This window comes from Bradyrhizobium sp. CCBAU 45394 (genome assembly GCF_028128655.1).
GTDB lineage: Bacteria > Pseudomonadota > Alphaproteobacteria > Rhizobiales > Xanthobacteraceae > Bradyrhizobium > Bradyrhizobium diazoefficiens.
This window is the reverse complement of record NZ_LBIX01000177.1, coordinates 564,268-589,909: the sequence shown is the minus strand read 5'-3', so window position 1 is coordinate 589,909 and position 25,642 is coordinate 564,268. Positions and strand designations below refer to the sequence as shown.

At 64.5% G+C, this 25,642-nt stretch carries 25 protein-coding genes; 7 read left to right on the top strand and 18 right to left on the bottom strand.

All coding sequences use genetic code 11. The features are described 5' to 3' along the window. Positions 1–25: 25 nt before the first annotated feature. The 12 genes from paaE to WN73_RS43470 form a co-directional block, all read right to left on the bottom strand. Positions 26–1,108: a 1,2-phenylacetyl-CoA epoxidase subunit PaaE gene (gene paaE / locus WN73_RS43525; RefSeq protein WP_028172415.1), complete on the bottom strand. Its 1,083-nt coding sequence runs from the start codon at positions 1,106–1,108 to the stop codon at positions 26–28. 2 nt (positions 1,109–1,110) lie between these two features. Beyond that, positions 1,111–1,614, bottom strand: a complete 504-nt coding sequence (gene paaD / locus WN73_RS43520; RefSeq protein WP_028172416.1) for a 1,2-phenylacetyl-CoA epoxidase subunit PaaD — start codon at positions 1,612–1,614, stop codon at positions 1,111–1,113. Then, positions 1,608–2,384, bottom strand: a complete 777-nt coding sequence (gene paaC / locus WN73_RS43515; RefSeq protein WP_028172417.1) for a 1,2-phenylacetyl-CoA epoxidase subunit PaaC — start codon at positions 2,382–2,384, stop codon at positions 1,608–1,610. The genes paaD and paaC overlap by 7 nt, the downstream gene beginning before the upstream one ends. Then, positions 2,384–2,671: a 1,2-phenylacetyl-CoA epoxidase subunit PaaB gene (paaB, locus tag WN73_RS43510; protein WP_014496929.1), complete on the bottom strand. Its 288-nt coding sequence runs from the start codon at positions 2,669–2,671 to the stop codon at positions 2,384–2,386. Before paaB ends, paaC begins: the two co-directional genes overlap by 1 nt. A 10-nt stretch (positions 2,672–2,681) precedes the next feature. Further along, the gene (gene paaA, locus WN73_RS43505) at positions 2,682–3,674 is read right to left on the bottom strand and encodes a 1,2-phenylacetyl-CoA epoxidase subunit PaaA (protein ID WP_028172418.1); all 993 of its coding nucleotides are present in this window, start codon (positions 3,672–3,674) and stop codon (positions 2,682–2,684) included. Positions 3,675–3,750: 76 nt separating this feature from the next. Then, positions 3,751–4,614, bottom strand: coding sequence for a phenylacetic acid degradation operon negative regulatory protein PaaX (gene paaX / locus WN73_RS43500; RefSeq protein WP_271558391.1), 864 nt, complete (start codon positions 4,612–4,614; stop codon positions 3,751–3,753). A 228-nt stretch (positions 4,615–4,842) separates the two neighbouring features. Next, entirely contained in the window at positions 4,843–5,613 is a 771-nt protein-coding gene (locus WN73_RS43495; RefSeq protein WP_028172420.1) for a lipase family alpha/beta hydrolase, read from the bottom strand. Between the two features lie 188 nt (positions 5,614–5,801). Then, positions 5,802–7,088 carry a DUF445 domain-containing protein gene (locus WN73_RS43490; protein ID WP_011085672.1) on the bottom strand — a complete coding sequence of 429 codons (1,287 nt, stop codon included), beginning with the start codon at positions 7,086–7,088 and terminating at the stop codon, positions 5,802–5,804. Positions 7,089–7,223: 135 nt separating this feature from the next. Further along, entirely contained in the window at positions 7,224–7,679 is a 456-nt protein-coding gene (locus tag WN73_RS43485) for a phasin (protein ID WP_011085671.1), read from the bottom strand. 203 nt (positions 7,680–7,882) lie between these two features. Further along, on the bottom strand, positions 7,883–8,476 hold the full coding sequence (locus WN73_RS43480) for a GNAT family N-acetyltransferase (RefSeq protein WP_028172421.1): 594 nt from the start codon (positions 8,474–8,476) through the stop codon (positions 7,883–7,885). Further along, a complete protein-coding gene (locus tag WN73_RS43475) occupies positions 8,473–9,555 on the bottom strand; it encodes a PHA/PHB synthase family protein (protein WP_011085669.1) in 1,083 nt (360 codons plus the stop codon). Before WN73_RS43475 ends, WN73_RS43480 begins: the two co-directional genes overlap by 4 nt. Beyond that, positions 9,552–9,935: a hypothetical protein gene (locus WN73_RS43470; protein WP_028172422.1), complete on the bottom strand. Its 384-nt coding sequence runs from the start codon at positions 9,933–9,935 to the stop codon at positions 9,552–9,554. Before WN73_RS43470 ends, WN73_RS43475 begins: the two co-directional genes overlap by 4 nt. A 167-nt stretch (positions 9,936–10,102) precedes the next feature. Here WN73_RS43470 and WN73_RS43465 point away from each other — a divergent pair, with 167 nt between their 5' ends. Both WN73_RS43465 and WN73_RS43460 read left to right on the top strand, forming a co-directional pair. Next, positions 10,103–11,017 carry an alpha/beta fold hydrolase gene (locus WN73_RS43465; RefSeq protein ID WP_028172423.1) on the top strand — a complete coding sequence of 305 codons (915 nt, stop codon included), beginning with the start codon at positions 10,103–10,105 and terminating at the stop codon, positions 11,015–11,017. A gap of 131 nt (positions 11,018–11,148) precedes the next feature. Next, complete coding sequence (locus WN73_RS43460) at positions 11,149–11,613, top strand: nuclear transport factor 2 family protein (protein ID WP_028172424.1); 465 nt, start codon at positions 11,149–11,151, stop codon at positions 11,611–11,613. A gap of 187 nt (positions 11,614–11,800) precedes the next feature. On the opposite strand, the gene WN73_RS43455 is transcribed toward WN73_RS43460, so the two are convergent. The 6 genes from WN73_RS43455 to WN73_RS43430 all read right to left on the bottom strand — a co-directional run bounded on the left by WN73_RS43455 (position 11,801) and on the right by WN73_RS43430 (position 19,539). Continuing rightward, complete coding sequence (locus WN73_RS43455; RefSeq protein WP_028172425.1) at positions 11,801–12,475, bottom strand: spermidine synthase; 675 nt, start codon at positions 12,473–12,475, stop codon at positions 11,801–11,803. Between the two features lie 36 nt (positions 12,476–12,511). Then, a complete protein-coding gene (locus WN73_RS43450) occupies positions 12,512–15,748 on the bottom strand; it encodes a bifunctional cytochrome P450/NADPH--P450 reductase (protein ID WP_028172426.1) in 3,237 nt (1,078 codons plus the stop codon). A gap of 129 nt (positions 15,749–15,877) precedes the next feature. Beyond that, a complete protein-coding gene (locus WN73_RS43445) occupies positions 15,878–16,873 on the bottom strand; it encodes an alpha/beta fold hydrolase (protein WP_028172427.1) in 996 nt (331 codons plus the stop codon). Positions 16,874–16,883: 10 nt separating this feature from the next. Beyond that, positions 16,884–18,434 carry a WS/DGAT/MGAT family O-acyltransferase gene (locus WN73_RS43440; protein WP_028172428.1) on the bottom strand — a complete coding sequence of 517 codons (1,551 nt, stop codon included), beginning with the start codon at positions 18,432–18,434 and terminating at the stop codon, positions 16,884–16,886. A 47-nt stretch (positions 18,435–18,481) separates the two neighbouring features. After that, positions 18,482–19,282 (bottom strand): esterase/lipase family protein, encoded by an 801-nt coding sequence (locus WN73_RS43435; protein WP_011085663.1) that lies wholly within the window; start codon positions 19,280–19,282, stop codon positions 18,482–18,484. After that, positions 19,282–19,539: a DUF6489 family protein gene (locus tag WN73_RS43430; RefSeq protein WP_011085662.1), complete on the bottom strand. Its 258-nt coding sequence runs from the start codon at positions 19,537–19,539 to the stop codon at positions 19,282–19,284. The genes WN73_RS43435 and WN73_RS43430 overlap by 1 nt, the downstream gene beginning before the upstream one ends. 399 nt (positions 19,540–19,938) lie before the next feature. On the opposite strand from WN73_RS43430, the gene WN73_RS43425 reads away from it, so the two are divergent. The 5 genes from WN73_RS43425 (at position 19,939) to WN73_RS43405 (ending at position 25,587) form a co-directional block, all read left to right on the top strand. Continuing rightward, positions 19,939–21,534, top strand: a complete 1,596-nt coding sequence (locus tag WN73_RS43425; protein ID WP_011085661.1) for an ABC transporter substrate-binding protein — start codon at positions 19,939–19,941, stop codon at positions 21,532–21,534. A gap of 104 nt (positions 21,535–21,638) precedes the next feature. Next, entirely contained in the window at positions 21,639–22,619 is a 981-nt protein-coding gene (locus WN73_RS43420; protein ID WP_038965796.1) for an ABC transporter permease, read from the top strand. A 10-nt stretch (positions 22,620–22,629) separates the two neighbouring features. Then, a complete protein-coding gene (locus WN73_RS43415) occupies positions 22,630–23,601 on the top strand; it encodes an ABC transporter permease (RefSeq protein WP_028172430.1) in 972 nt (323 codons plus the stop codon). A 13-nt stretch (positions 23,602–23,614) separates the two neighbouring features. Next, positions 23,615–24,601 carry an ABC transporter ATP-binding protein gene (locus WN73_RS43410; RefSeq protein ID WP_011085658.1) on the top strand — a complete coding sequence of 329 codons (987 nt, stop codon included), beginning with the start codon at positions 23,615–23,617 and terminating at the stop codon, positions 24,599–24,601. After that, positions 24,598–25,587 carry an ABC transporter ATP-binding protein gene (locus tag WN73_RS43405; RefSeq protein WP_028172431.1) on the top strand — a complete coding sequence of 330 codons (990 nt, stop codon included), beginning with the start codon at positions 24,598–24,600 and terminating at the stop codon, positions 25,585–25,587. The genes WN73_RS43410 and WN73_RS43405 overlap by 4 nt, the downstream gene beginning before the upstream one ends. The last annotated feature ends 55 nt before the right edge of the window (positions 25,588–25,642 follow it).

The window sequence follows — 25,642 nt, the reverse complement described above, 5'->3', positions numbered from 1 at the left end:
CATCGTGGGGCACTGATACGGCCGATCAGACATGGTCATAGTCGACCACGACCCGCTCCGACGACGGCTTCGCCTGGCAGGTCAGGACGAAGCCGGCCTTCAGCTCCCACGGCTCCAGCGAATAGTTGATGTCCATCGGCGCCTCGCCCTCGACCAGCTTGGCGCGGCAAGTGGAGCACATGCCGCCCTTGCAGGCGAAGGGCAGATCGACGCCGGCGCGCAGCGCGGCATCGAGGATCGCTTCGTCCTCGGCGACCGGCACGTCGCGGCGCTTGCCGTCGATGATCAGCGACGCGATCGCCTTCGGTGGCGCGTCGGGTGCAACAGCCTTCTTCGGCCGCGGCTTGCCGCCGAATTCCGAGACGAAGCGCTCGACGTGGATGCGCTCCTCGGCGATACCGAGATCGCGGCAGGTCGCCTCGATGTCCTCGCTCATGCCAGACGGACCGCAGATGAAGACGTGATCGACGCTTCCCGCCGGCACCAGCGAGCGCAGCAGCACCCTCACCTTGTCGCCGTCGAGCCGGCCATGCAGGATCGGGATGTCCTGCTCCTCGCCGGAGATGACGTGGAAGATCGAGAGGCGGTCGATGAAGCGATCCTTGAGCTCCTCGAGCGCCTCGAGGAACATGATGTTGTCGGTCGAGCGATTGCCGTAGAACAAGAAGAAGCGGCTATCCGGTTCGCGGGCGAGCACGCCCTTCACGATCGACAGGATCGGCGTGATGCCGGAGCCGGCGGCAAAGCCGACATGGATCCGCCCCGTATCGGCCGGCGCGACAGCGCCGAAGCGGCCCGTCGGCGTCATCACGTCGAGTTCGTCGCCGCATTTGAGTTCATCGGCGGCCCAGCTCGAAAACGCACCACCATCGACCTTCTTCACCGCGATGCGGATCTCGCCGTCGTCGGGGCCGGAGCAGATGGAGTAGGAGCGGCGCACCTCTTCACCGTCCAGCATCGTGCGGAGCGTCAGGTACTGCCCGGGCGTGAAAGCGTAATCGCTGGCGAGTTCGCTGGGGATGGCGAAGGTCACCGAAATGGCGTCCGAGGCCTCGCGGCGGAGATCGTTGACGGCCAGGCGATGGAAGCGCGGTGCGGCTGCTGACATGATCAATGACACTTGAAGTAATCGAAGGGTTCGCGGCAGGCCTTGCAGCGCCAGAGCGCCTTGCAGGAGGTCGAGCCGAATTCGGACAACAGCTCGGTCTTGTCAGAACCGCATTGCGGACACGCGACAGACTGCTCGCCGAACAGCGCGCGGCGCGAGTTCGAAGCCTGTGGCGGCGCGATGCCGTAGGCGCGCAGCTTCCGCCGCCCCTCCTCGCTCATCCAGTCGGTGGTCCAGGCCGGCGACAACACCGTGCGGACCTTCGGACGATGGAAGCCGGCGCGCTCCAGCGCGACCTCGATTTCGAGCGCGATCATGTTCATGGCCGGGCAGCCCGAATAGGTCGGGGTGATCGCGACCTCGACATGGTCGCCGTCGAGAACGACGTCGCGCAGTACGCCGAGATCGGCGATCGTCAGCACCGGGATTTCCGGGTCGACCACGCTCGCCGCAGCATCCCAGGCGCGCTGACGTAGATCGGCACCGCTCTCTAGCACCGTCACCATGTCTGCCCCGGGAAGGTACGCTGCATCGATTGCAGCTCCGACAGGAGATGGCCGAGGTGCTCGCTGTGCCGGCCCGCGCGGCCGCCCTGCTGCATCCAGTCGTTCTGCGGCAGCTCGAGCGTAGCCTCGCTGACGACATCGGAAAGCATCTTCAGCCAACGACCGCGCAAGATACCGGGATCGATGGCGACACCCGCATGGATCAGGGCGCGCTCGCCGTCGTCGACGGCAAACATCTCACCGGTGAAGGCCCAGAGATGATCAATCGCGGCTTGCGCTCGTCGATGGCTCTCGTCCGTGCCGTCGCCGAGCCGGATGATCCATTCCGAGGCGTGACGTAAATGGTAGGCGCTCTCCTTCTCGGACTTGGCGGCAATGGCGGCGAGCGTCGTGTCGCGCGAGGTCATCATCGCGCGCCAGTAGAGGTCGGCGAAGGCGGAATAGAAGAACTGCCGCACCAGTGTCTGGGCAAAGTCGCCGTTGGGCTGCTCGACCAGCAGCAGGTTGCGGTACTGCCTGACGTCACGCAGGTATGCGAGCTTGTCCTCGTCATTGTCCTTGCCTTCGACCTTGGCGGCATAGGTGTAGAGCTCGCGCGCCTGGCCGATGAGGTCGAGCGCGATGTTGGAGAGCGCCATGTCCTCTTCCAGCATCGGCGCATGCCCGCACCATTCCGACAGCCGGTGACCGAGGATCAGCGCATCGTCGGCGCGGCGCAGGGCGTAGAGCACCAGCGGTGTTTCGGAGACCTGGGTGTTGGCGACGGACATTACATGTGCCCCACTTCTTCGGGGACCTCATAGAACGTCGGGTGCCGGTAGATCTTTGACTCCGCCGGCTCGAACATCATGCCCTTCTCGGCCGGATCGCTCGCGGTGATCGCGGTGGACGGCACGACCCAGATCGACAGGCCCTCGCCGCGGCGGGTGTAGATGTCGCGGGCGGCCTGGAGGGCCATGGTGGCATCGTTGGCATGCAGCGATCCCACATGCTTGTGCGCGAGCCCGTTGCGGCTGCGGATGAAGACTTCCCACAGCGGCGTGTTCGGCGTGGCCATCGTGATCTCCTTACTCGGCTGCTTGCGCGGTCTGGCGACGCGCGCGCTTCGCGGCATAGGCGGCGGCGGCTTCGCGCACCCAGGCCCCCTCCTCGTGCGCCTTGCGGCGCGCCGCCATGCGATCCCGATTGCAGGGGCCGTTGCCGGCAAGAACCTGCTTGAATTCGGTCCAGTCGATCTCGCTGTAGCGCCAGTGCCCCTCGGCATCCTGCGTCATGCCGGGATCGGGAATGGTGAGGCCGAGATATTGCGCCTGCGGCACGGTGGCATCGACGAATTTCTGGCGCAGCTCGTCATTGGAGAAGCGCTTGATCTTCCACTTCGTCGAGGTGTCGCTGTGCTGGCTCGTGGCATCGGGCGGACCGAACATCATCAGCACCGGCCACCACCAACGGTTCAGCGCATCCTGCGCCATCGCCTTCTGCTCGTCCGAGCCGCGGCACAGCGTCAGCATGATCTCGTAGCCCTGGCGCTGGTGGAACGATTCCTCCTTGCAGACGCGGATCATCGCGCGCGCATAGGGACCGTAGGAGCAGCGGCACAGCGGGATCTGGTTCATGATCGCGGCGCCGTCCACCAACCAGCCGATGGTGCCGATGTCGGCCCAGGTCAGCGTCGGATAGTTGAAGATGGACGAGTACTTGGCCTTGCCGGCGAGCATGGCATCGACCAGCTCCTCGCGCGAGGCGCCAAGCGTTTCTGCGGCGGCATAGAGATAGAGCCCGTGGCCACACTCGTCCTGCACCTTGGCGAGCAGCGCGGCCTTGCGGCGCAAGGTCGGCGCACGCGTGATCCAGTTGCCTTCGGGCAGCATGCCGACGATTTCGGAATGGGCGTGCTGGGAGATCTGGCGGGTGAGCGTCTTGCGATAGGCCGCCGGCATCCAGTCGTTCGGCTCGATGCGTTCCTCCGCATCGATGCGGGCCTGGAACTGCGCAGCCCTGCCTGCGTCCTCAAGACCGCGATCGTCGGTCTCGGCCGTGTTCAGCGCCTGGGTGTACATGCGCATCCTCCCGTTTTATTGGGAGATAATATATAACAGAAATTACGTCATGCAAGATATTTCTGTAACATAAAGATCAGGCGCCGAACCTTCGTTCCAGGAGTTTTCGCGCCGCCGGCAATGGCCCTTTTTCATTGGTTCCATGGCCATCAAGCCATTGTTCGGACGGAGCAAGCAGCGCGCGATAGATCTCGCCGCAGAGTTCGCGGGCGGCCCTGCCCGGCCAATCCGCAGGCAGCAGGCTCTCGGGCAGCAGCGGATCGCGCAGCACGACGCGGCGATAGTGGTGGATCAGCAGGATCCGCGCGGTGAAGGCGTCGGCGTCGGAGAGAGTCGTTCCGCGGCCGATCGCGGCGCGCAGCGGCTCGAACGTCTTCATGAATTTCAGATAGGCATCCGCGGTGCGATCGAGCGGCCAGCTCGCGCTGAGCAGCCGGCGCCCGCTGTCGTCCTCCGCGGAGACCTCGAGACGGATAGCGCCCGCAGCCTCGTCCGGCACCGGCACGCCCGACGGCGCAACCCACACGCCGGGCAGCGGACTGCCGAAGCCGGCATTGCGCAGCGCCTCGCGCGAGGCGTCGCGGTCCTCGCCATTGATCAGCAGCAGCTCGAAACGCCCGGTCCAGTCCGACGGCGGCGGATCGTAGATGTGGCGCGTCGCGGCCTCGAAGGTCTGGTGACCCTTGTCGGCGAGACGATAGAAACTGTTGCGGCCGACCTTTTCACGCGTCAGCCAGCCGTCAGCCGCCAGGCGCGACATCGCGGTGCGCACCACACCGCTGTCGATGTCCAGGCGTTCGAAGAACTCCAGCAGCGTGCCGAGCCACACCGAGCCCCCGCGCGGCACGATGGCGTCGCCGAACACGGTGATGACGATGGAGCCGGTGCGCGACGGTTCGCGCTTGAGCTGATCGATGATGCGGGAGAGCGGATGCGCCATGTGCGAGGCATAGCGCGTTTGGTGCAGGCGCGACAATGGACGGGAGCGACGCTGTTACTCTCCCTCTCCCCGTTCTTACGGGGCCGCGACGACCTTCGTTCGCGCTGAGAGGGTTGGGGTGAGGGGCTGCCTCAGCAATAAAGGTAACAGACGGACTCGCGGATAGCCCCCTCACCCGCCACGCTTCGCGTGTCGGCCTCTCCCCGCACGCGGGGAGAGGCAAAGAAGCTACCTATGCGGATCGGGATACGCCAGGCTGCGCCAGCCGCTGCGGTCGAAGGGCTTCCACTGGCCTTCCTTCTGCGCAAGCCGGTCGGCGACAGCGTAAACCGCAGCCGGGTGATGCCCCATGCCGCAATGGCTGCTCTCGATCTCGATGCTCTCGGTCTGCGCGCCGGACTTCTCCATGCAGCCCTGCCAGGCGCAGACGCCGTCGGTGCGGCTGAAGATGGCGGTGGTCGGCACCGGCGGCGGAACGGCGAGTTCGCCGCCGAAGCGCGGATCGACCTGATCGGCCTTCTGCCCGCTCGCCCATTCATAGACACGCCAGGCATTGGTGGAATGCGGATCGCCGGCAAAGGGGCTGCCGAGGGTGATCACCTGACGCACGCGCTCGGGCATCATCTTGGCGAGCTGGCGCGCATAGAGGCCGCCGAGGCTCCAGCCGACCAGGCTGATCTTGCGGCCATGCGTGTCGCTGAGCTCCTGGACCAGGTCGACCATCGCATGCTGCACGCCCGGACGCAGGCCATAGTTGCGGCCCTGGCGCCAGCCACTCACCGCGTAGCCCTTGCCTGACAGAAAGGTGCGTAGCGCGCGCGTGGACGCGTCGGAGGCCACAAGGCCCGGCAGCACCAGCACCGGATGCCCATCGCCGCGCGGCGCGAGGCTCAGCAGTGGCAGCGCGCCGAGGAATGCGCCGAACTCGTGGATCGCGCGCCCTTCCAGAAACATCAGGGTACGGGACGGCGGACGCAGCGTCTGGGCAGTAGCGGTCATCAATGTTTCCCTTGGGACGGCGCCGGCCGCGATGCCGGCAAATGGGCATGAATTCCAATACGCCGGCTTCTTGAACGTTCCGCAGCGCAACATGAATCAGCTAGGCGGCCGGTGCCCGACATTCAAGCGGGAGAGACGCGGGGCCACAATAGGCCCGCGCGTTAATGCTAACGTCAGTGACGCAAAAGTCACAGCAATCGAAGCAGGAATTCTACGGAGTAGAGCGCAAGTCCGGCCAGCCCGCCGATCAGCGAGCCGTTGAAGCGGATGTATTGCAGGTCACGGCCGATGTTGATTTCGATCAGCGAAATCAGCTGCGCCATATCCCAGGCCTTGACCTGGTCGGAGATGAAGGTGGAGACGCCGCTCTTCTGGTCGGCGACGAAGCTGCGCAGCACCGTCACCAGACCCTTGTTGATCTCGCCGCGCAGTTCGGCATCGCCGGCGAGCGCCTCGCCCGCGGCGACGAACATGCCGACGAGATGATGCTGAAGCACCTGTGTCTCGCCGGAGGCGCTGCGCTCGATGAAGGAGCGCGTGTTGGCCCAGACGGTGCGGGCGAGATCTGCAAGCTCGGGCCGCGCCAGCAGATCGCGTTTCAGGCCGTCGATGCGATCGATGTAGGCCTGGTCGGTGCCGAGCCGGTCGACGAAGGTCAGCACCATGCGATCGAACTCGCCGCGGAACGGATGCTTGGGATCGCTGCGCACCTCGTTGAAGAAGGCCGTGGCCGACGCCACGATCTTGTTCACCAGAAACTTGTCGGCGCGGTAGAGCCTGAGCAGGGTCGGCAACTCCGCGCGCACCTTCTCGCGGATCATCGCCATCGTCTCTTTCTGGTTCAGCGTGTCATGCATCACGCGCAGGAGATCGTCGAACAGGATCTGGTGCCGCCCTTCCGCAACGAAGCCGCGCAGCGTGCCGGCGGCGAGCGGCGCGAGGTCGATCGCCTGGAGCTGCGAGGACATGCGGCGGATGATGAAGGTCATCAGGCCGGAGGTCTCGGTCGCGGAGAAGGCCTCCGGCAACAAACGCAGCGCGAAGCGCGCGAGATCCTCGCTGCGCTTGCGATCGCGCAGCCAGTCGGCAACGAAGGAGCCGAAATCGATCTCGTTCAGCTTGGCCTCGACGGGTCCGGCCTCGAGAAAATGCACCTGGATGAACTCGCCGAGCTTGTCGGCGATGCGGGCCTGGTTGCTCTGGATGATCGCGGTATGCGGGATCGGCAGGCCGAGCGGCCGCTTGAACAGCGCGACCACGGCATACCAGTCAGCGAGGCCGCCGATGGTCGCGGCTTCTGCGAAGGCCGCGATGAAGCCGAACACAGGATGCACGGGCAAAAGCCATTTCGCGACGACGAACAAGGCCAGCATCGAGGCCAGCACCAGCGTCGCCAATGCTTTCACGCGGCGCAACTCGGCCGCCCGCTCGGCGTCACCGGGAGTGTCGAAGGAGAAGGTGGCGGGAGAAGTCATGATTCACCGAGCTTACGTCATTCCGGGACGATCCGCAGGACCGGACCCGGAATGACGACCGACGATGACGGCGGCGCAAAAAACAAGGCCCGCCGAAGCGGGCCTCAAAATTCAGTTTATCAACGCGACGCGCAATCAGGCGGTCTTGTTGTAGACCTTGGCAAAGTTGTCCTGAGCGGACTTCGCACCATTGGCGGCGAGCTTGCCGAGATAGTCGGTGGTCGCCTTGGCGCGCGAGACGAACGCTTCGCCGCGGGAGCGGAGCAGGCTCGACTGGATCTCGACGGCTTCGCTGAACGACTTGGCGGACGCGAGCTTGTCGATGCCCGAGAAGAACGCTTCAGCGTCCTCGTAGATCGCCTGCTGGATGTTGCGGCTGATCTTGCCGGCCTCGGTGACGGACTCGGTCACCGCGTTCTCGACGGCGGCGGTCACGCGCTCGGAGCCAGCGAACACCTCGGCAGCACGGTCCTTGGCGGTGTTGGCGGTCTTCTTGACGAATTCGCGGGCGGCCTCGGGAACTTCCAGGTTCTGGATGTTCTTGAAAGCGTCCTTGAAGCCCTCGAAAGCGGTGTTGGTTTCAGTGGTCATGGGGTTCTCTCCATCCTCAATGGTCTGAGCTATGGGCTCACCCCGTCCGCATTGGCCCGGGGCACGGCCTATATGGCATAGTTAATTGTGCGATGCAACATTCATATTGCACTGCAGTATCACGAAATCGTGAACAGCCTTAACAGGAGGCAATATGATGCCTCCCTCACCAATCCCGGCGAAGGCGTGCCTGATCGCGGTCTTTAGAGCTGGACGGCACCTGGCAGCCCATAGGCCTCCATCTGGGCCTGGACCTGCGCGATGTTGTGGCCGAGCACGACAATGTCGTGGGTCTTGCCATCGACGTCGCGGACGTGGTCGCGCAGCAGCGCCTCGGCCTTGAAGCCAAGGCTTTCGAACACCGCGATCGCCGCCTGCTGGTCGACCGTCATCTGGACCGAGAGCTTTTCCAGGCCGGCGCCGAGCGCGAGCGCAAAGGTCTCCTGCGACAGCGCCCGCCCCACCCCCTTCCCGCGCACGTCGAGCGAGACCACCATGCGAATCTCGCCGACATGGGGCGACCAGGAATGCGGATCGCGCACCAGCGTGCCGCAGCCGACGACCTTGCCGTCCTTCACGGCGAGCAGGCTCGTGATCGCACCGCGCTCGATCTCCTTGACCCAGGCCGAGAGCACTTTTGGCTCGCTGATGTTGCGGGGCAGGAAGAGCAGATCGTGCGTCGGCAGGCCCTTGCCAAAGGCGAGCACCGCGGCTTCGTCCGCAGGCGACATCAAGCGGATCTCGATCTCGCCGGCGTCGGTCTTGACCTGACGCGGATAGGAACGCTGCTCACTCATGTCGATCTCTTCCCCAGCCAGGAGTCCAGTTTCGGCCACAGCCGTTTCACCGCGTTGGCGCCGGCGACCAGCGAGACGTGCCCGCCCTTCAGCATCACCTCTTCCTTGTCCGCCGATCCAATCTTCGCGATCAAATGTTTTGCGGCATCATAGGGCACGATGTGGTCGTGCTCGGCGACCGCATGCAGGATCGGCACCTTGATATCCTCGAGCTTCGCCGCACGGCCACCGACCGACATGGTGTCGTTGAACAGCTTGTTGTCCCACATCAGGTCCTTGGTGATGGTGCGGAAATACTCGCCCGCCAGCGGCAGCGTATCGGTCGCCCAGCGATCGAACATCCGGTAGGACTTGACGAACTCGTCGTTCCAGATGTTTTCCCAGAGCTGGATCTGGCTCACCGTGCGCGAGGCCGGGCGCAGCATCTCGAACGAGGACAGGATCATCTCCGGCGGCACGTTGCCGATGCTGTCGACAAGGCGATCGACGTCGAAATAGCGGCGGTCGGAGAAATTGGAGAACAGCTTCATCTCGCGGAAGTCGATCGGCGTAGTGAAGCAGATCAAGTTCTTCATTGGCCCGTCCTTGTGGATCGAGCCGTAGAGCAGCGACAGCACGCCACCGAAGCAGTAGCCGATGACGGAGACGTCCTGCTCGCCGGAATCCTGCTGCACGCGGCGGACGCAATCCGGGATAAAGTCGAGGACGTAGTCCTCCATGCGCAGGCTCTTCTCTTCCGGACGCGGCGCGCTCCAGTCGAGCATGTAGACGTCGTAGCCGCGCCTCAGGAGGAACTCGATGAAGCTCTGGCCGGGCACGAGGTCGAGGATGTAGCCTCGATTGGTGGTCGCCATCACGATCAGCACCGGCACCCGGTAGATCTCGTCCGACATCGGCCGATAGTGGTAGAGGCTCATCGTGCCGCGTGAATGCAGCACGTCTTTCGGCGTCGAGCCTAGCGTCGGGCCGGAGGTCGAGAAATATTCGACGCCCTTGATGCTGCGCTGGATTGCGCGCTGCACCTCGGACTGGATGCGCTCCGGGATGGAGGCGAAATCAAGTCCCGTCGGCGCGTTCATTTGGGCTCTCCGCCTTCGGAGGGCGGGCGTTTCGTCCGCGGCGGCCGCGGCGCACCGTCGAAGCCTTGCGACAGTCCGGAACCTGCCGCCATCTGGCTCAGCATCGACTTCATCTCGCCGATCTGGACCTCGATCGACTGCAGCCGTTCCGCAAGACCCGTGACCTGCTCCCGGCTCGGCAGATTCATGCTGACAAGGTATTTCTCCATGAGCTCGCCGAGCTGCTTCTGAGCACCTGCAGCAACGCCGCCGGCCCGATTCATCGCTTGCGAGAACTCAGGCGACGACATGGCTTGATTGGCGAAAGAGTTGAACCCCTTCTCCATCTCGCCAACCATCTTCTGCCACACGGCAACGGGGTCGTTGGTCTTGTCGGCCATCGGCGTCCTCCTGAAATCGAGAGCTGCGATGCCCTTCTTTTTTCGCCATACCACACCGTTGCGCGGTGCCGGTCAACCGGCAAGCAGCGGGTGCGCTGATGCGCGCGCCGCTTCTTTGCGGCGGGAAACCGTGCGATACAGCATCATCAGCAGGAGGGACCGCGCCCGTGAACGCCCATCAGCCGCCCCAGACCGTCCGCGCCAACGGCATCGACATTTGCTACGAGATTTTTGGCAACGACAACGCCGAGCCGCTGCTGCTGATCATGGGGCTCGGGGCGCAGATGATCCATTGGGACGATGCGTTCTGCGAGCAGCTCGCCGTGCACGGCTTTCGCGTGATCCGCTTCGACAACCGCGACATCGGCAAGTCGAGCCATCTCGCGGGCGGCAAGCGGCTGACGCCGCTCGAGCTGTTGAAGCTCCGCTTCCTCAGGATTCCCGTAGCCGCAACCTACAAGCTGATCGACATGGCCAGGGACACCGTGGGCCTGATGGACGCGCTCGGCATCAAGTCGGCGCATCTGGTCGGCGCCTCCATGGGCGGTATGATCGCGCAGGAGGTGACGCTGTCGTTTCCCGAGCGCGTTCGCTCGCTGACCTCGATCATGTCGACGACGGGCAATCCGCGCGTGCCGCCGCCGACACGCGAGGCCGCCGCCATGCTGATGGCGCCGCCGCCGCGCAGCAAGGAGGAGTTCGTCGTCCGCTACGGCCAGACCTGGAAGGTGTTGCGCGCCGGGGCCTTTCCGGAAGAGGAAGCACTCGACCCTGATCGTGCCGAGCGCGTGTTCGCGCGCGGGCTCAATCCGGCCGGTGTCGGCCGGCAGCTCCGCGCCGTGCTTGCCTCGGGCAGCCGCAAGGAGCGGCTGCATGCCATGAAGACGCCGACGCTGGTGATCCACGGCACGGTTGATCCCCTGGTCCATCCCGAAGGTGGCAAGGACACGGCAGCATCAATTCCAGGCGCGAAGCTGTTGATGGTCGAAGGCATGGGCCACGCGCTGCCGATGCGTTTCTGGCCCAAGATTATCGGCGCCATCGACAAGCACGCGCATGGAGCGGCAGCACAGGCGGCGTAGACCCGACGCGAGCAGTCTCCTCACGGTAACCATGTGAGCTGCCGGTTACTCTCTTAACGCACGCCGGCACGGAAGCTATACAGGCCTCCCTCAGTCGCAAGAGAAAGAGGCTGCGGCCTCTCGGAGTTCACATGCATCCCATCGTCCGGCCGGTCGCAATGATTGCGGCCTCCATTCTCATGCTGTTCCTCGGCAACGGCGCCGCAAGCGCGGCCAGCGCGCAAGAAGAAGCCAACCGTACCGCCGTGCTTGCCTTCTACGAGAAGGGCCTCAATCAGAAGGACGCCGATGCGGCCATCGCCTATATGGGCAACCGCTATGTGCAGCACAATCCAAATGCAGCCGATGGTCCGGACGGCTTTCGGAAGTTCATCGGCTTCCTTCGTGAAAAGTTTCCGAACTCGCACAGCGAGATCAAACGCTCCTTCGCCGACGGCGACTATGTCATTCTCCACGTGCACGCGGTTCGCGAGCCCGGCACAAGGGGCAACGCGATCGTCGACATCTTCAAGCTGGAGAGCGGCAAGATCGTCGAGCACTGGGACGTCGTACAGCCGATCCCCGAAAATCCCGCGAACAACAACACGATGTTCTAGCTCGTAGGGTGGGCAAAGGCGCGCCCTTCGCGGGCCGTGCCCACCAACCATCGACACCTCTAACTAGACTGGTGGGCACGCTTCCGCCTACGCTCTTCGAGCTACGGCGGACAAGTCGCTTTGCCCACCTTACGATTCTGACATTGTGGATGCGCAGGCCGGATCAAGCGCAGCGCAAAAGAACCGCCTAGCTCTTCCGCGCGATCCAGATCACATGACGCGCGCCGCCGCCTCTGCCGGTTGCGCGGACACTGACTTCATTCACGTCGAAGCTGGCGCTCCTAAGGCGCCTGGTGAATGCCGGGTTGGGCCCCGACGACCAGACGGCGAGCACGCCGCCCGGCCGCAGCGCCGTCTTGGCCGCCTTCAACCCGCCCGCGTTGTAGAGCGCATCATTGCCCTTCCGGGTCAGCCCCTCCGGCCCGTTGTCGACGTCGAGGAGGATGGCATCGAAGGCCGATCGCTGCGCGCGGATGATTTCTCCAACGTCGGTCTCCCGGATCTTGACACGGGGATCGTCGAGGCTGTCGCCAAAAACCTCCGCCATCGGACCTCGCGCCCAGGCAACCACCGCCGGCACGAGCTCGGACACCACGATCTTCGCCTTAGCTCCAAGCACGGCCAGCGCCGCACGCAGCGTAAAGCCCATGCCGAGGCCGCCGATCAGGACGACGGGCTTTCCGACCGTCTCGATCTGCTTCGCCGCCAGCGTCGCAAGTGCGGCCTCGGAGCCCGACAGGCGATTGTTCATCAGCTCGTTGGTGCCGAGCTTGATGGAGAACTCCTTGCCCCGCCGCATCAGACGGAGCTCTTCGTCGGAGCCGGGGACTTTGGCGGTGTCGGTCTTTTCCCAGGGAATCATGGGAGAGCTTTAGCACGATTTGCTTCGTAGCCCGGCCTAACCGCCCGCCCAGACGTCGAGCACATAGCGATTCGTCGCGCCCATCTCCTCGATCCAGCGCGCGGCCGTGGCGGCATCGCTACCGCTCTTCTCGCGACGGATCGCAACGAGCGCTGCCTTCACGTCGGGCTCCATTTTGCCGCCGTCGCCGCAGACGTAGATGATGGCGCCCTGCTCGATCAGCGGCCAGACCTTGTCCTTCTGCGCCGCGAGCACATGCTGCACATAGGTCTTCGGTCCGGCCGCGCGCGAGAACGCGGTGAAGAGCTCGGTGACGCCGCTTGCCGCCAGCGCCTTCAGCTCGTCGGCGTAGAGAAAATCCTGATCGGGGTGGCGGCAGCCGAAGAACAGCATGGCCGGGCCAAGCGAAGCGCCTTTCGCCTTGCGCGCGGCGCGCTCCTGGAGGAAGCCGCGGAACGGCGCCAGTCCCGTGCCCGGGCCGATCATGATGATCGGCACGGATGAATCGTCCGGGAGCCGGAAGCCGGCCTTGGTCTCGCGCACCGTCGCGTAGATCCCATCGCTCGCGCGCCGGTTGGCGAGATAGTTCGAGCAGATGCCTTTGTAGACGCCGCGCCCGGAAGCGGCCGGCCCCTCGACGACGCCGACCGTGATACTGCACCGCGCCGGATCGACCGAAGGCGAGGAAGAGATCGAGTAATAGCGCGGCGCCAACAGCGAGAGCATTTCCAGATAGACGTGGAACGGCAATTCGCAGGCCGGATATTCGAGCAGTAGATCGTACACCGATTTGCGCCTCGCCAGAATCTCGGTGCGATAGCGCTCGGCCGGCTCGGCCTCCTCGCCGACGAAGGTCAGCAGCTTCGGCTTGGTGACTGGACAGCGCGTGTGCTCGGCCATGATCTGGATCTGCTTTCGCGTCGCCACCTGCTGCAGCTCGACGAACTCGCTGAGCAGGCGGCCGACCGACACGGCCTCGCCGACCGGCAATTGGGCACGGCGGCCTTCGGCCACCTGAAGCCTGATCTGGTCGGCCGGCAGGAAGCCGAAGCGGCGGGCGACCGAATCCACCAGCGTCGGATCGTTGCGCGGAACGACGCTCAGATGATCGCCGACGCGGTAGGTGATGTTGGACGGCAGCTGCACCTCGATATGGCGCGTCGAGCGCTCCGACGGATTGGACCCGCTCTTGTTCTGAAGCTCGTCATTGACCAGCACCTTCATCGCCACCGCGCCGCCCTGGGCCACGATGGTGTTGACGGCAGTCACCGCGACAGGCTCGATCGCGTAGAGCGGATCGTCCTCCGCGGTGCGGGTGAAGTTCCAGTCGATGCCGAACTCCTTGGTCGCGACCTGGGCAGCTGCCGGGAACCATTTCTGGAACTGGCCGTCGAGATCGCTGCGCGCATCGCCTTCGCCGCGCGGATAGACCGCGCGCGCGCCATGCCCCGACAATTGCTCGTCGATGAAGCGCGGCACCGATTGATAGGTCGCGGCCCAGTCGCTGTTGCCGCAGCCGAACACGGCGTAGCGCACATTGGCAAAGGCATCCTTGGGCAGGTCGCTGCCGAGCCATTTGACGAATTGCGTCGCATTGTCCGGCGGCGCTCCGTTATAGGAGGCGCAGATGATCAGCACGCCGCCCTCCTGCGGCAGCTTGCCGACGTATTCGTCGAGCGCCCCGAGATGCACGGCAAAGCCGTTGATCTCGGCGAGGTCGGCCATGCGTGTCGCGAGTTCTTCGGCGGTGCCGAGATTGGAGCCGTACAGCACCAACATCGGCGTGTTGTGGCCGGGCCGCGCCGTCGGCTTACGCGGTGCTCGCGGCGCCGAGGACACAGCCGCGACAGGCCCGCCATAGGCACCGCGCTCGCGATCGGCGCGCGGACGAACCTTGATCTTGAAGCCCTCCGGCTTCATCGTCAGGGTTTCCTTCAGGTGCATCTGATAGCGCTGGTGGTCGATCAGCTTGAAACGCTGGAGGATCATGCCGAGCGCGAGCGCCGCCTCGTGCATGGCAAAGCCGCGGCCGATGCAGGCGCGCTGACCGTTGCCGAACGGCTTCCAGGCATTGATCGGCCGCTTGGCCTCCGCCTCGCGACTGAAATTTTCGGGATCGAAGGCATCGGGATTCGGCCCCCAGACGGAGGGATCGCGATGCAGCGCCGTCACCAGAATGGTGATGAACGTGCCCTTCCTGAGCTTGTACTTGCCGCCGCCGATGGTTTCGTCCGCGAGCGGTGAGATGCCGTAGGCCGGCGCCGGCGGCCACAGCCGCAGCGCCTCTTTCAGGATCTGCGTGATGTAGGTGAGCTGCGTCACCTGCTGATAGGTCGGCTTCGCGTTGACATCTGGACCGAAGACGCGATCGACCTCGTCATAGGCCTTCTTGAGGATGTCGGGATGCTTCAAGAGCGCATAGAGCGTGTAGGACAACAGGCCGCTTGTCGTCTCGTGGCCGGCGATCAAAAACGTGTTGATCTGGTAGCGGATGTTGACGTCGTCGAGCTGCTCGCCGGTCGAGCGGTCGACGCCGGTCATCATCGCCGCGAGCATGTCCTTCTTGTCGTCAATCCCCTCCGCGCTCTTGCGGCGCTCCGCGATGATCTCGTCGACCATCTTGTTCATGAAGGCGACGTCTTCAGCGAGGGTCTTGCGCCGCTTCTGCATCCAGATCTGCTCGAACGGCAGACCCCGCGTCATCATAATGGTTTCGAGCGAGCGCACCAGCGACTCGACGAAGGGATGGTAGTCGCGCCGGTAGAACGAATTGAATCGGTACTCGAAGCCGCACAGGCCGATCGTGTCCAGCGTCAGGGCGGTCATGTCGTGGACGACGTCGATCTCGTCGTCGGCGTTGAGCCGCTCCCATTTTTGGACGAGCTGCTCGGCGATGTCGACCATGCTCGGGTGGTAGGACTGCATCGCTCGGTTGCCGAACGGCTGGAGCAGGATGTTGTGCGCCTTGCTCCAGTTCGGCTCCCTGGTGTCGGCGGTGAACAGGCCGTCGCCGCCGACCGCACGCACGCGCCGCAGCGCGCCGCGCACCGTCTTGTCGAAGCGCTTCTCGTCGGACAGCTCGTCGACGAGATCGTGGCCGGAGACGACGACGATCGGCGAGCCCATCATGTCGAGCCAGAAGATCGGGCCGAGCTCCTTGGCGAGCCGCATCAGGTGCTGCACCGGAGCCGCCGAGTCCAGCGACAGCATATTGCCGACCACCGGCTTGGTCGGCGGCTGCGGGATCGGGTCCAGACGGTTCTTGGATGACATTGACGTGCGCTTCCCCCTGATCGCGTCATTCCGGGGCGATGCGCAGCATCGAACCCGGAATCTCGAGATTCCGGGTTCGCCCTTCGGGCGCCCCGGAATGACGTTCCATTTACACTGACGACGGCATCGTCACCCAAACCGCCTTCTACGCCATTCGATCAGCTTGGCGCTGACCTCGTCCGGCTTCTCCTGCTGCGTCCAATGGCCGCTGTCGCGGACCAGATATTTTTCGAGATCGGGAATCAGCTTGTCCATGCCATCGGCGGAAGACGGCGGCAGCACCGCGTCGTTCTCGGCCATGATCATCAGCGACGGCACGCGTACCGTATGATCGAGTCCTTCGGAGCGTATCCAGTTGCGCGACATGTTGCGGTACCAGTTGATGCCGCCGGTGAAGCCGGTCCTGGTGAAATTGTCGACAAACACCTTCTTCTCTTCCGGCGACAGGATCGGCGTACGCGGATCGTGCTTGGCGTCATAGGCCGCAATCATCTGCGGAAACGCCAGATTGACCCGCGGCGAAGCGCCCACGCCGGCAATCACTTCCTCCGCCGGCGCATCGGGCGGGCGCGGCGCCGGCTTGCGCATGAATGCATCGAAGGTTTGCTCGACGCGGCTGCCGAAAATCCTGTCGGCTTCACGCGACGGGTCCTGGAACTGCACGATGTACATCTTGTCGCCAAACCGCGCGCGCAGGAGTTCGATCGGATCGGCCCAGGCCCGGTTGGTATGGGGGGTATTGATGCCGACCACGCCGGCGACGCGGCCGATATGCCGCAGCGGCATCTGCCAGACGATGAAGCCGCCCCAGTCGTGGCCGACGAAGATCGCCTTGTCGATCCCGAGATGATCGAGCAGACCGACGAGGTCGCCGGTCAGGTGCTCGATATCGTAGTCCTCGACCGGCTCGGGCCGGTCGGTCGCGCCATAACCGCGCTGGTCCGGCGCGATCACCCGGATTCCGGCCTCGCTCAGCGCCTTGATCTGATGGCGCCAGGAAAAGGCGAGCTCCGGCCAGCCATGGCACAGCACCATCGGCGGGGTGTCGGAGACCGGACCCGCCTCGTAATAACCCATGCGGATTCCGTTCGTCTGCACGAACTTGAGCGGCGGCATTTCGATCATCGGGACATTCCTACTCAGCAGCGCCCTTGATGTCGGCCGCTGGCGGCGCATAGGCCGCCTCCAGCGCAGCAAACTCCTCGGGCAGCATGTCACACATCACCTGCACATGCGGAATGATGTTGGCACCGACAATGAAACCGAAATCGAGCTGGTCGCGATAGCTTTGCACCGTGATGTTGAGCGCCTGCCCGTGCGTCGAGATCGACACCGGGAAGATGTGCAGCAGCTCCGCGCCGGCGGCGTAGAGCGTCTGCCGCGGCCCGGGCACGTTGGACACCGTGATGTTGGCGGCCGGCGGCAGCACGTCCGACAGGTTCGAGCGGCTGTAGAGCAAGGCCAGGATCTGCACCATGATCGGCGCGCCCAGCATCGAGATGTTGGACACTTGCGGCATCAGGGCGCGCAGCGGATGCGACATCTCCTTGGACTTGGTCGATTGCGCGATGATCGCCTCCAGTCGGGCCTTGGGATCGTCGATGTCGGTCGCGATCGCGCAGATCATGCCGAACACCTGGTTGTTGGCCTCGGTGTTGCCTTCCTCGCGCAGCGAGATCGGCACGGCGGCGGTCAAGGATTTCGCCGGCAGCGTGCCATATTGCTGGAGATAGCGGCGGACCACGCCGGAGGCGAGCGCCAGCACGACGTCGTTGAGCTTGCCGCCGGCCTGCTTGGCCAGCGCCTTCGCCCGCGACAGCGGGATCGACACGCCGGCGAAGCTGCGCTCCGAGGAGATGGTCTTGTTGAGCATGGTCGGCGGCGACACCATGCTGGCGAGGCTCTCGCGCGACTTCGGATCGGCGACCTTGCCGAGCACGTCGGACACGCTCTTGAGCACGGTCGGGATGTTGCCGGCGAAGCGCACCGCGCTCTCGATCTGGTACATCGCGTTGTCGAACAGGATCGAGCCGATGTCGCTCTTGCCGGTGCGGGGCAGCTGCAGGTTCTTCGCAGCGGCCGAAGCATCGAGCGGCTGGCTGAAAAGCTGCTGATAGGAATCGAGCAGGTTGGCGGCGATGTCACGCGGCTCCTGCCCCGGCTTGGCTCCCGCCGCCGGCGGATCGACCTTCCGCGGGATCGGCGAGATGTCGTAGATCATGTTGGTCAGCGCCGCGCCGGCACCGCCGTCGATGGCGGCATGGTGCATCTTGGAATAGAGCCCGACCTCGTTGTCCTTCATGCCCTCGAACACGTAGAATTCCCAGAGCGGGCGGGCGCGGTTCAAGAGCTTGGCGTGCATCCAGCCGACGATGCGTTCCAGCGTGGCGCGGTCGCGCGGCTGCGGCAGGCTGGCGCGGAAGATGTGACGGTCAATGTCGAACTGATCGTCCTCGACCCAGGAGGGATGGTCGATGTCGAGCGGCGCCTTCTCCAGCCGCGCCTTCAGGATCGGCGCGATGTGCAGGCGCGAGACGATCATCGCCTTGAAGTCTTCGAAGAAGTCGCCCTTGTAATCGTCGGGCAGGCGAAAGATCGCCATGCTGCCGACATGCATCGGCATTTCCGGCGTTTCCAGATAGAGAAACGACGCATCCAGCGACGACAGCTTCTTACCGTCAGCCATGGTTCCCTCCCGCAAGATTTGACGGGCGCCTTGGACGGCGCTTCTCGTCAGGCCGATATTGCCCGCTCCGGCGGGGCATATGCAATGGCAAACGGCCCTGCCCGGTCAAATGGCCAGAACTCCCCCTCCGGTTGCGCCAGCCGGTCCGCCACGGCCCACAGCGCGGCGGGGTTAACGCCGAGCCCGATATGGCTCGCCAGGTGCACCTCGATGTTCTCGGCATGGTCCGAGGGGCGCAACAGACAGGTCCGCCAGTTCACGACGCCATCGGCGCGGGAATAGATCGACGTCGCCGGCACCGGCAGATCGCCGGCGATCGCCTCGCGCAGTTCGGCAAAATCCTCGACCCGCTCGCCGGACAGCGCCTCATAGAGCCGCGTGGCGTTGGTCGCCCGCACGTCGTTGGCAAAAGGACTGCCGAGCGTAATGACGTAACGGACCATGTCGGGCGCCTGGAGCGCGAGATCGCGGGCATAGACGCCGCCGAGGCTCCATCCGACCAGGCTGACCTTGCGCCCCCTCGCGGCGTGGATCTCGGCGAGACGGGTGCGCAAGGCCTCCCGCATCCGCCCCAGCCCGCCGAGATTGCGGCCCATCCGCCAGGCATGTGCCTCATAGCCGAGCTCGCTCAGATAGCGCCGCATCGGCGCCATCGAAAGATCGCTGGCGAGAAAGCCCGGCAGCGTCAGCACCGGATGGCCGTCGCCCCTGGGCGCGCGCATCAGCAACGGCGACAACAGCAGGCTGGCGTTCAACTCGAACAGGCCGCGGGCTTCGGCGAGCAGCAAACCAAGGCCCGGCGGACGAAGCCGGTCAGACGCTTGCGGCCCGTCCCGCCCGGCCGACATTATTTCTTCTTATCGCTGCTGCGCGTTCCGCCGAGGCCGGCCATGGTGACGAACATGTCCTGAAACCGCTCGGCAAGCTTCGGATCGAAAGTGAACCAGCTCTGGATCAGCGATTCTGGCGAGACCTTGTCGATATTGCTCAGGACCTGCTGCTGCAGCTTGTCCATGACGGCAATCTGCATCGGCGAGACGTCCGGCAATCCGAAGAACTGACGGGCCTCGAGGGGGGTGCAGTCGATTTCGATGTTAACTTTCATGTCCCCTCCGGATGAGATTCGAGCACTCTGTTGGAGTATCGCCGCGACACGGTGTGCAACGCAAGCGACCTCGGACGCGCCGCGGGGCGCCGGCTCCCGCAATCGGCGGGTATGGTCAATCAAATTGCTCGGCCGCGACCGCAGCTCGGACGGCTGAGACGCCAACGGCCGACAGGGCCAATTTCCCTTTACCCCGGGACTTCACAGGTCGAAAGTCGAATGTCGTTCGCGCGCCAGCCTCCCCTAGATTGCCGGTCAGCATTGCTGCACAGCGGTGCAACTTGGCGCGTTCCTTGCTGGAATGGCGCTTGCACGGGTCGTGAACTCTGGGCAACATGGATCGATCAGCCCCGCCGAACAATCAAAAATCACGGCGCGGCAGAGTGGAGAGGGTCAAGAATGTCAGTCGGACGAACTCTGTTTGCGGCGACGCTCGCCGGTACGCTTGCGTTGGCGGTCTCGCCGGCGTCGAGCCAGACGCTACGTTATGCCAACCAGGGTGACCTGAAGTCGCTCGATCCCTATACGCTCAACGAGAGCACCACCCACGCTCATCTCGGTCACGTCTATCAAGGCCTCACCGCGCGCGACAAGGACCTCAAGATCATTCCGGCGCTGGCGGAAAGCTGGGAAACTCCGGAGCCGACCCGCTGGCGCTTCCATCTGCGCAAGGGCGTGAAGTTCCACAACGGCGACCCGTTCACCGCCGACGACGTGGTGTTCTCGGCCGATCGCGTGCGCAAGAAGGGGTCCAACATGCAGACCCGCCTTGCGCCCGACGTCAAGGTGGTCAAGGTCGACGACTACACCGTCGATTTCGTCCTGCCCTCGCCCAACCCCATCCTGCATAACGCGTGGGATGTCTGGTACATCATGGACAAGAAATGGGCCGAGGAGAACAACGTCGTCGACCCGACGCCGGTGGCAGCGACCACGCCGAGCTACGCCTCGCTCCACGAGAACGGCACCGGCCCCTTCATCATCGAGAGCCATCAGCCCGGCGTGAAGACGGTGTTCAAGGCCAATCCCAATTACTGGGGCAAGGTCGAAGGCAATTTGAAGGAGATCATCTTCACCCCGATCTCCTCCGACGCCACCCGCGTCGCCGCCCTGCTCTCGGGCGAAGTCGACGTCATCGAGCCGGTGCCGATCCAGGACATCTCCCGCGTCGATTCCAGCCCGAATGCCCAGGTGCTGAAGGGGCCGGAGCTGCGCACCATCTTCATCGGCTTCGACCAGATGCGCGATGAGCTGCTCTACTCCAACATCAAGGGCAAGAACCCGTTCAAGGACATCAAGGTCCGCGAGGCGTTCTACAAGGCGATCGACATCGAGCTGATCAAGACGCGCGTGATGCGCGGGCTGGCGACGCCGTCGGCGCTGATGATCGCGCCGGAGCTGTTCATACTGTCCAAGGAATTCACGCGGCCGAAATTCGATCCCGACGGCGCCAAGAAGCTCCTGACCGAGGCCGGCTATCCCGACGGCTTCGAGGTCACCATGGACTGCCCGAACGATCGTTATGTCAACGACGCCGCGATCTGCCAGGCCGTGGTCGGCATGCTTGCCCGCATCGGCGTCAAGATCAATCTGCTGGCGCAGCCGAAGGCACAGTACTTCGCCAAGGTGCTGAAGCAAGGCGGCTACCAGACCTCGTTCTACATGCTGGGCTGGACGCCGAGCACGATGGATTCTCACAACGTGCTCTTTGACATCATGGGCTGCCGCGACGATGCGAAATCCTCACGGGGCGAGGCCAATCTCGGCGGCTACTGCAACAAGGAGTTCGACGCCATCACCGACAAGGTGCTGGTCGAAACCGACACCGCCAAGCGCAACCAGCTGATCAAGCAGGCCTACGAAATCGGCAACAAGGACTGGTCCTACATCCCGCTGCACCAGCAGGCGCTGGCCTGGGGCGTATCGAAGAAGGTCAACCTGCCGCAGCGCGCCGACAATCTGGTCATGTTCCATTGGGCGACCAAGAAGGAATAGCGTCAGTTGAACACGAGGTCCCGGGAGCGTCAGGCTTCCGGGACCTTTCCTTTTCCGGCCGACAAAGTCGTCGGCTGTAAGCGCACCCAAGGACAGTGGAAGAAATGCTCGCTTTCACTCTACGCCGCGCCGTTCAGGCTATCGGCGTCATGTTTGCCGTCGGCATCATCGCGTTCTCGATGTTCCGATTCGCCGGCGATCCCGTCAACCAGATCGTCTCGATCGACACGTCGGCGGCCGAACGCGAAGCCGTGCGCAAGTCGCTCGGCCTCGATGATCCCGTGCCGGTGCAGTTCGTGCGCTATTTCGGCGATGCCGCGCAGTTCAAGTTCGGCGTGTCCTACCAGTTCCGCCAGCCGGTCTCGGCGCTATTGATGGAGCGCATGCCCGCGACGCTGGAACTTGCGATCTGCGCGACCGTGTTCGCAATGGTGTTCGGGATCCTGATGGGAGTCTATTCGGCGCTCAAGCGCGACACCGCGCTCGCCAAATTATTCCAGGCGGTCTCATTGATCGGCATCTCGCTGCCGACGTTCCTGATCGGCATCCTCCTGATCTATCTGTTCGCGGTGACGCTGGGCTGGCTGCCCTCGTTCGGCCGCGGCGAGGTGGTCAAGCTCGGCTGGTGGACGACGGGCCTGCTCACGCTGTCGGGCCTGAAGGCGCTGATCATGCCCTCGATCACGCTCGGCCTATTCCAGATGACCCTGATCATGCGGCTGGTGCGGGCGGAGATGCTGGAAGTGCTGCGAACCGACTATATCCGCTTCGCCCGCGCCCGGGGGCTCACCACCCGTGCCATCCATTTCGGACACGCGCTGAAGAACACGCTCATTCCCGTGATCACGGTAGCCGGGCTCCAGTTTGGCTCGGTTATTGCATTTTCGATCATCACCGAAACCGTGTTCCAGTGGCCGGGCATGGGACTTCTGTTCGTTCAGGCCGTGCAAAACGTCGATATCCCGATTATGGCCGCCTACCTGCTGATGGTCTCGCTGATTTTCGTCACCATCAATCTGGTGGTCGATATCCTCTACACCGTGGTCGATCCGCGCCTGCGCTCGACCGTCGGCCGCGCGACATAGGGCAATCTGCATGTCAGACGCAGTCGTCTCCAATTCCGACAAGCAGAGCACGCAGCCGACCCACGCTGCCCGCGGCTGGCTCAGCCGCGCGCTCGATAGCGACGTCTTCTATTCCTTCCGCCGCTCCAAGCTCACCATGGTTGCGGCCGCCATCACGGTCTTGTTCTTCCTGCTCGCGATCTTTGCCTCCTGGCTTGCGGTCCAGAACCCGTTCGATCCGGCGCAACTTCAGCTGATGAACTCGCGGATCTCACCGCTGTGGACCGCCGACGGCCAGAGCCCGTTCCTGCTCGGCACCGACGAGCAGGGTCGCGACGTGTTCTCCGCCATCCTCTACGGCATGCGTATCTCGCTCGCCGTCGGCGTGGCCGGCGTGATCTTCGCCGGTGCGCTCGGCATCGCGCTCGGCCTGATGGCCGGCTATTTCGGCGGCGCGGTCGACGGCGTGATCATGCGGATCGCCGACGTCCAGCTCACCTTCCCCGCCATCCTGATCGCGCTGCTGGTCAATGGCATCGCGAAATCGATCCTCGGCAACCGGCTGGATGCCACCAGCATGCTGGTGGTGCTGGTGATCTCGATCGGTCTGAGTTTCTGGGTCGGGTATGCCCGGACCGTGCGCGGTTCCGTGATGGTCGAGAAGAACAAGGACTACGTGGCCGCCGCGCAGCTGATCGGCCTGCCCGCGCCCGTGATCATGCTGCGGCATGTGCTGCCGAACACGATGGGCCCGATCCTGGTCATCGCCACCATCAACCTCGCGCTCGCCATCATCACCGAGGCGACGCTGTCCTTCCTCGGCGTCGGCCTGCCCGACACCATGCCCTCGCTCGGCACGCTGATCCGCATCGGCAACAACTATCTGTTCGCGGGCGAATGGTGGATCGTCGCCTTCCCCGGGCTCGCGCTCGCCGCACTGATCCTCTCCATCAACCTGCTCGGCGATTGGCTGCGCGACGCGCTCAACCCGAAACTTCGATGAGTGTGCGTCGCCCATGACCGAACCTGTTCTCTCCGTGCGCAATCTCCAGGTGGAGTTCGCCTCCCGCCGCGGCACGCTGCGCGCCATCGACGACGTCTCCTTCGACATCGCCAAGGGCGAGGTGCTGGGGGTGGTCGGTGAATCCGGCGCCGGAAAATCCGTCACCGGCCTCGCGGTAATCGGCCTGATCGATCCTCCCGGCCGCATCGCCGGCGGCGAGATTCATCTCGCCGGCCTGCGCATCGACAATCTGCCGCCGGAAGAGATGCGCCGCATCCGCGGCAAACGCATCGGCATGATCTTCCAGGATCCCCTCACCTCGCTCAATCCGCTGTACCGGGTCGGCGACCAGATCGTGGAAACCATCCGGACCCACCTCAATCTGTCCGAACAGGCGGCCCGCCGCCGCGCCATCGACCTGCTCGCCGAAGTCGGCATCCCCGCGCCGGAAAAGCGCATCGACGGCTATCCGCACGAGTTCTCCGGCGGCATGCGCCAGCGCGTCGTGATTGCGCTCGCGATCTGCGCCGAGCCTGAGCTGATCATCGCGGACGAGCCGACCACAGCGCTCGACGTCTCCGTCCAGGCGCAGATCATCTCCCTGATCAAGCGGCTCGGGCGCGACCACGGCACCGCGGTGATGCTGGTGACCCACGACATGGGCGTGATCGCGGAGACCTCGGACCGCGTCGCGGTGATGTACGCCGGCCGCGTCGCCGAGATCGGTCCAGTGCAGGACGTCGTGAGGAACCCGCTGCATCCTTACGCAAAAGGATTGATGGGCGCGATCCCGACGCTCGCGGGCGAGGACAAGCGCCTGGTGCAGATCCCCGGCTCCATGCCGCGCCTGTCGGCGATTCCGCGCGGATGCTCGTTCAATCCGCGCTGCGCGTTCGCATTCGACCGCTGTCGTGTCGATCGGCCCGAGCCACTGCCGCAAGGCGCCCAATCGGTCGCCTGCCATCTCTATGACAATGTGCCGGCGGAGAGCGCGGCATGAGCGCCCCTTTCGTCCAGGCCACAAATCTGCGCCGCGTCTTCGATGTCTCGAAGCCCTGGCTCAACCGCGTGCTGGAAGGCGGGCATCTCGAATATCTCAAGGCTGTCGATAACGTCACCTTCGACATCAGGAAGGGCGAGACCTTTGCGCTGGTCGGCGAGTCCGGCTCCGGCAAGACCACGGTGGCGCGGATGGTGGTCGGCCTGTTGCCGCCGAGCTCGGGCGACGTCCAGATCGACGGCGTCTCGATGGGGGATCCGCGGCAGGCGCCGGCGCGGCGAAAGCTGCGCCGCCGCATCCAGATGATCTTCCAGGATCCCTATGCGAGCCTGAATCCGCGCTTCCGGGTCGATGCCATCATCTCCGAGCCGATCCGCGCCTTCGACCTGATCCAGGGCGAGCGCGACATCCAGGCGCGCGTCGGCGAGCTGCTCAGCCTCGTCGGCCTGCATCCCGACGACCGGCTGAAGTTTCCGCACGAGTTCTCCGGCGGCCAGCGCCAGCGTATCGCGATCGCGCGGGCGCTCGCGTCCGATGCCGAGTTCATCGTCTGCGACGAGCCGACCTCGGCGCTCGACGTCTCGGTGCAGGCGCAGATCCTGAACCTGATGCGCGACCTCCAGGACAAGTTCGGCCTGACCTACATGTTCATCAGCCACAACCTCGCCGTGGTCCGTCACATGGCGAGCCGCGTCGGCGTGATGTATCTCGGCCGCATCGTCGAGATCGCGGAAGGCCGCGAGCTGTTTGCCCGGCCGCGCATGCCCTACACCAAGATGCTGCTGGGCGCCGTGCCCGATCTTGCCATGAGCGGCCGCCAGCGCATTCCGGTCAAGGGCGAGATTCCGAACCCGATCAATCCGCCGCCCGGCTGCGCCTTCAATCCGCGCTGTCCGCTGGCGTTCGATCTCTGCCGCAAGGAAGCCCCGGAACTGATCGGCGGCGTCGCCTGCCATGCGGTTAACACCGCGCCGGTCCCGGCGTGACGCGCGCGTGCCATGCGGCCTGCGCATTGGCGGCACGGCATCGCCTGTGATCAAT

Excerpts from the sequence above, each read along its gene's own strand:
- paaE (WP_028172415.1), bottom strand. The coding sequence starts at position 1,108 with ATGTCAGCAGCCGCACCGCGCTTCCATCGCCTGGCCGTCAACGATCTC.
- paaD (WP_028172416.1), bottom strand. The coding sequence starts at position 1,614 with ATGGTGACGGTGCTAGAGAGCGGTGCCGATCTACGTCAGCGCGCCTGG.
- paaC (WP_028172417.1), bottom strand. The coding sequence starts at position 2,384 with ATGTCCGTCGCCAACACCCAGGTCTCCGAAACACCGCTGGTGCTCTAC.
- paaB (WP_014496929.1), bottom strand. The coding sequence starts at position 2,671 with ATGGCCACGCCGAACACGCCGCTGTGGGAAGTCTTCATCCGCAGCCGC.
- paaA (WP_028172418.1), bottom strand. The coding sequence starts at position 3,674 with ATGTACACCCAGGCGCTGAACACGGCCGAGACCGACGATCGCGGTCTT.
- paaX (WP_271558391.1), bottom strand. The coding sequence starts at position 4,614 with ATGGCGCATCCGCTCTCCCGCATCATCGATCAGCTCAAGCGCGAACCG.
- WN73_RS43495 (WP_028172420.1), bottom strand. The coding sequence starts at position 5,613 with ATGACCGCTACTGCCCAGACGCTGCGTCCGCCGTCCCGTACCCTGATG.
- WN73_RS43490 (WP_011085672.1), bottom strand. The coding sequence starts at position 7,088 with ATGACTTCTCCCGCCACCTTCTCCTTCGACACTCCCGGTGACGCCGAG.
- WN73_RS43485 (WP_011085671.1), bottom strand. The coding sequence starts at position 7,679 with ATGACCACTGAAACCAACACCGCTTTCGAGGGCTTCAAGGACGCTTTC.
- WN73_RS43480 (WP_028172421.1), bottom strand. The coding sequence starts at position 8,476 with ATGAGTGAGCAGCGTTCCTATCCGCGTCAGGTCAAGACCGACGCCGGC.
- WN73_RS43475 (WP_011085669.1), bottom strand. The coding sequence starts at position 9,555 with ATGAACGCGCCGACGGGACTTGATTTCGCCTCCATCCCGGAGCGCATC.
- WN73_RS43470 (WP_028172422.1), bottom strand. The coding sequence starts at position 9,935 with ATGGCCGACAAGACCAACGACCCCGTTGCCGTGTGGCAGAAGATGGTT.
- WN73_RS43460 (WP_028172424.1), top strand. The coding sequence starts at position 11,149 with ATGCATCCCATCGTCCGGCCGGTCGCAATGATTGCGGCCTCCATTCTC.
- WN73_RS43455 (WP_028172425.1), bottom strand. The coding sequence starts at position 12,475 with ATGATTCCCTGGGAAAAGACCGACACCGCCAAAGTCCCCGGCTCCGAC.
- WN73_RS43450 (WP_028172426.1), bottom strand. The coding sequence starts at position 15,748 with ATGTCATCCAAGAACCGTCTGGACCCGATCCCGCAGCCGCCGACCAAG.
- WN73_RS43445 (WP_028172427.1), bottom strand. The coding sequence starts at position 16,873 with ATGATCGAAATGCCGCCGCTCAAGTTCGTGCAGACGAACGGAATCCGC.
- WN73_RS43440 (WP_028172428.1), bottom strand. The coding sequence starts at position 18,434 with ATGGCTGACGGTAAGAAGCTGTCGTCGCTGGATGCGTCGTTTCTCTAT.
- WN73_RS43435 (WP_011085663.1), bottom strand. The coding sequence starts at position 19,282 with ATGTCGGCCGGGCGGGACGGGCCGCAAGCGTCTGACCGGCTTCGTCCG.
- WN73_RS43430 (WP_011085662.1), bottom strand. The coding sequence starts at position 19,539 with ATGAAAGTTAACATCGAAATCGACTGCACCCCCCTCGAGGCCCGTCAG.
- WN73_RS43425 (WP_011085661.1), top strand. The coding sequence starts at position 19,939 with ATGTCAGTCGGACGAACTCTGTTTGCGGCGACGCTCGCCGGTACGCTT.
- WN73_RS43420 (WP_038965796.1), top strand. The coding sequence starts at position 21,639 with ATGCTCGCTTTCACTCTACGCCGCGCCGTTCAGGCTATCGGCGTCATG.
- WN73_RS43415 (WP_028172430.1), top strand. The coding sequence starts at position 22,630 with ATGTCAGACGCAGTCGTCTCCAATTCCGACAAGCAGAGCACGCAGCCG.
- WN73_RS43410 (WP_011085658.1), top strand. The coding sequence starts at position 23,615 with ATGACCGAACCTGTTCTCTCCGTGCGCAATCTCCAGGTGGAGTTCGCC.
- WN73_RS43405 (WP_028172431.1), top strand. The coding sequence starts at position 24,598 with ATGAGCGCCCCTTTCGTCCAGGCCACAAATCTGCGCCGCGTCTTCGAT.